Source organism: uncultured Streptococcus sp., assembly GCF_915066115.1.
GTDB lineage: Bacteria > Bacillota > Bacilli > Lactobacillales > Streptococcaceae > Streptococcus.
Map to the genome: position 1 here is coordinate 1 of NZ_CAJZDT010000152.1, position 3,683 is coordinate 3,683.

Annotated in this window: 4 protein-coding genes; all 4 read left to right on the forward strand. The window is 39.6% G+C overall.

Annotated elements, in window-relative coordinates:
• The first annotated feature begins 103 nt into the window (after positions 1-103).
• Positions 104-973 (forward strand): aquaglyceroporin Gla, encoded by an 870-nt coding sequence (gla, locus tag QZ565_RS08605; protein ID WP_295528260.1) that lies wholly within the window; start codon positions 104-106, stop codon positions 971-973.
• A gap of 124 nt (positions 974-1,097) precedes the next feature.
• The gene (locus QZ565_RS08610; RefSeq protein WP_295528263.1) at positions 1,098-1,823 is read left to right on the forward strand and encodes a CppA N-terminal domain-containing protein; all 726 of its coding nucleotides are present in this window, start codon (positions 1,098-1,100) and stop codon (positions 1,821-1,823) included.
• Positions 1,820-2,755 (forward strand): serine hydrolase domain-containing protein, encoded by a 936-nt coding sequence (locus tag QZ565_RS08615; RefSeq protein ID WP_295528266.1) that lies wholly within the window; start codon positions 1,820-1,822, stop codon positions 2,753-2,755. Before QZ565_RS08610 ends, QZ565_RS08615 begins: the two co-directional genes overlap by 4 nt.
• A gap of 8 nt (positions 2,756-2,763) precedes the next feature.
• Positions 2,764-3,660, forward strand: a complete 897-nt coding sequence (locus QZ565_RS08620; RefSeq protein ID WP_295528269.1) for a DMT family transporter — start codon at positions 2,764-2,766, stop codon at positions 3,658-3,660.
• Positions 3,661-3,683 lie beyond the last annotated feature (23 nt).

Sequence of the window (3,683 nt, forward strand, 5' to 3'; positions counted from 1 at the left end):
AATAAAGCGTTTTCCAGAGATTCTTTTAGAAAATCGGTTGCTAAAAGGCCTAAAAATTGATAGAATAAGGATTGTCTAAAAAAATTTAAGGAGAATCTATCAAATGGATTTCACATGGGCAATTAAATATGCCACTGAATTTTTGGGAACTGCTATTTTGATCATTCTTGGTAATGGTGCAGTTGCCAACGTTGAACTTAAAGGTACGAAAGGTCACCAAAGTGGCTGGATCGTTATCGCTGTTGGTTATGGTATGGGGGTTATGATCCCAGCATTAATGTTTGGTAACGTATCTGGAAACCACATCAACCCAGCCTTCACTCTTGGACTTGCAATCAGCGGTCTTTTCCCTTGGGCACAAGTTGCGCCTTATATCATTGCACAAGTTTTGGGTGCTATCTTTGGTCAAGCCTTGGTTGTGGCAACACACCGCCCATACTACTTGAAAACTGAAAATCCAAACAACATTTTGGGTACTTTCTCAACAATTTCAAGTTTGGATAATGGTACAAAAGAATCACATTTTGCAGCAACTGTTAATGGTTTTGTAAATGAGTTTGTTGGTTCATTTGTTCTTTTCTTTGCAGCCCTTGGAATGACTAAAAACTTCTTTGGTTCTGAAGTGCTTCAATACATGAAACAAATGGCTAGTCAAGCAGGTCAAAATGTTGACTTTTCTGATTTAGCAATCAAAGCCCAAGTAGCACCACATACTGCTTCAGGACTTTCAGTAGCTCACTTGGCACTTGGATTCCTTGTTATGGCCTTGGTAACATCACTTGGTGGACCTACAGGACCTGCCTTGAACCCAGCCCGTGACTTTGGACCACGTCTCCTTCATGCTTTCCTTCCAAAATCAGTTCTTGGTGAGCACAAAGGCGATTCAAAATGGTGGTATTCTTGGGTACCAGTAGTAGCACCTATCGCAGCAGCAATTGCGGCAGTAGCTATCTTCAAATTCCTTTACCTATAAGAAATTGAAACCGGGGAAATCCTCGGTTTTTTAGATGCAATTTTACGAAAAATCGGTAAATTTGAGCATAATATCTTGTAAAAAATTCTAAAATCCTATAAAATAAAAAGTGATGGAGGAATTTATGAATGTAAATCAAATTGTACGGATTATTCCTACTTTAAAAGTTAATAATAGAAAATTAAATGAAACATTTTATATTGAAACCCTTGGAATGAAGGCCTTGTTAGAAGAGTCAGCTTTTCTGTCACTAGGGGACCAAACAGGTCTTGAAAAGCTGGTTTTAGAAGAAGCTCCAAGTATGCGTACTCGTAAGGTAGAGGGAAGAAAAAAACTGGCTAGATTGATTATCAAGGTGGAAAATCCCTTGGAAATTGAAGGACTCTTATCTAAAACAGATTCGATTCATCAATTATATAAAGGTCAAAACGGCTACGCTTTTGAAATTTACTCGCCAGAAGGTGATTTGATTTTGATTCATGCAGAAGATGACAGAGAAAGCCTAGTAGCAGTAGGAGAAAAGCCAGAATTTCAAACAGATTTGGAATCAATCTCTTTAAGTAAATTTGAGATTTCTATGGAATTACATCTCCCAACTGATGTAGATAGTTTCTTGGAACCATTTGAAGTTGGAGAATCACTTGATTTTATCCCAGCTCAGGGGCAGGATTTGACTGTGGACAATGCGGTTACTTGGGACTTGTCTATGCTCAAGTTCCTTGTCAATGAACTAGATATAGCAAGTCTGCGCAAGAAATTTGAGTCTACCGAATGTTTTATTCCTAAGTCTGAAAAATTCTTCCTTGGTAAAGATAGAAATAATGTTGAATTGTGGTTTGAAGAAGTATGAAGTGGACCAAGATTATTAAAAAAATAGAAGAACAAATCGAGGCAGGGATTTATCCCGGAGCCTCTTTTGCGTATTTTAAGGACCATCAATGGACGGAGGTCTATGTAGGCCAGAGTGACCCAGAACATGGCTTGGATACTGAGGCAGGACTAGTTTATGACCTAGCCAGTGTCAGCAAGGTTGTTGGGGTTGGTACTGTTTTCACCTTCTTGTGTGAAAAAGGTCAATTAGATATTGACAGACCAGTAACCGATTTTTTACCTGAGAGCGATTATCCAGATATTACTATTCGCCAGCTCTTAACTCACGCTACAGATCTTGATCCTTTTATTCCCAATCGAGACCTTTTGACAGCTTCAGAATTAAAGGAAGCGATGTTTCATCTTAAGAGACGAAGTCAGCCAGCCTTTCTTTATTCGGATGTCCATTTTTTGCTGTTGGGTTTTATTTTGGAAGGAATCTTTGATAAGGATTTGGATGAGATTTTACAGGAGCAAGTCTGGAAACCTTGGGGAATGAATGAAACCCAGTTTGGGCCTGTTAAGCTTGCTGTTCCAACAGTTAGAGGTGTAGAGGCAGGCATCGTGCATGATCCCAAGGCTCGTCTCTTGGGCAGACATGCTGGTAGTGCTGGTTTATTTTCGACTGTAAAGGATTTACAAATCTTTTTGCAGCACTATTTAGCAGATGATTTTGCAAGAGATTTGAGTCAAAATTTTTCTCCTTTAGATGACAAGGAACGTTCTTTAGCATGGAATTTGGAAGGAGATTGGCTAGACCATACAGGCTATACAGGCACCTTTATCATGTGGAATCGTCAGAAGCAAGAAGCGGCTATTTTCCTATCGAATCGTACCTATGAAAAGGATGAACGAGCCCAGTGGATATTAGACCGCAATCAAGTGATGGACTTGATTCGTAAAGAAGAGTAAGGAGAGACATGTCAAACAGTTTAAAAGGGACTTTATTAACAGTTGTGGCTGGTATTGCTTGGGGCTTGTCAGGAACGAGTGGCCAATACCTGATGGCACATGGTATTTCTGCTCTGGTCTTGACCAACTTGCGCCTTTTAATCGCTGGTGGTATTCTCATGCTCTTGGCTTATGCTACTGCAAAGGATAAAATGCTGGCCTTTTTAAAGGATAGAAAAAGTTTGCTGTCACTTCTCTTTTTTGCTCTGATTGGTCTTTTTCTTAATCAATTTGCCTATTTGTCTGCTATTCAGGAAACCAATGCAGGGACCGCGACGGTGCTTCAGTATGTTTGTCCTGTCGGGATTTTGATTTATAGCTGTATCAAGGATAAGGTGGCACCGACCTTATCAGAGATTATTTCTATCATACTAGCTCTCGGAGGAACCTTCCTTATTGCAACTCATGGTCAACTGGACCAGTTATCCATTACACCTTATGGCCTATTCTGGGGTCTCTTTTCTGCCTGGACTTACGCCCTTTATATTATTTTGCCCATAGCCTTGATTAAGAAGTGGGGGAGCAGTTTGGTCATTGGTGTGGGAATGGTTATAGCAGGTTTGGTCGCCCTTCCTTTTACAGGAGTTCTACAGACTGCTATCCCAACTAGTCTTGATTTTCTCCTCGCTTTTGCAGGCATTATCCTTATTGGGACTGTCTTTGCCTATACAGCTTTCCTAAAAGGAGCCAGTCTGATTGGACCGGTCAAGTCAAGTTTACTAGCTTCAATTGAGCCAATTTCAGCGGTTTTCTTTGCTTTTTTAATCATGAATGAACAATTTTATCCCATTGATTTTCTTGGTATGGCAATGATATTAGTTGCTGTAACCCTGATTTCTTTGAAAGATTTATTGTTAGAAAAATAAACAAAAAATGAAAGTAGATGATA

What these genes read in the sequence shown, in the direction of transcription:
- QZ565_RS08615 (WP_295528266.1), top strand. Translation starts at nt 1,820, where the DNA reads ATGAAGTGGACCAAGATTATTAAAAAAATAGAAGAACAAATCGAGGCA.
- QZ565_RS08610 (WP_295528263.1), top strand. Translation starts at nt 1,098, where the DNA reads ATGAATGTAAATCAAATTGTACGGATTATTCCTACTTTAAAAGTTAAT.
- gla (WP_295528260.1), top strand. Translation starts at nt 104, where the DNA reads ATGGATTTCACATGGGCAATTAAATATGCCACTGAATTTTTGGGAACT.
- QZ565_RS08620 (WP_295528269.1), top strand. Translation starts at nt 2,764, where the DNA reads ATGTCAAACAGTTTAAAAGGGACTTTATTAACAGTTGTGGCTGGTATT.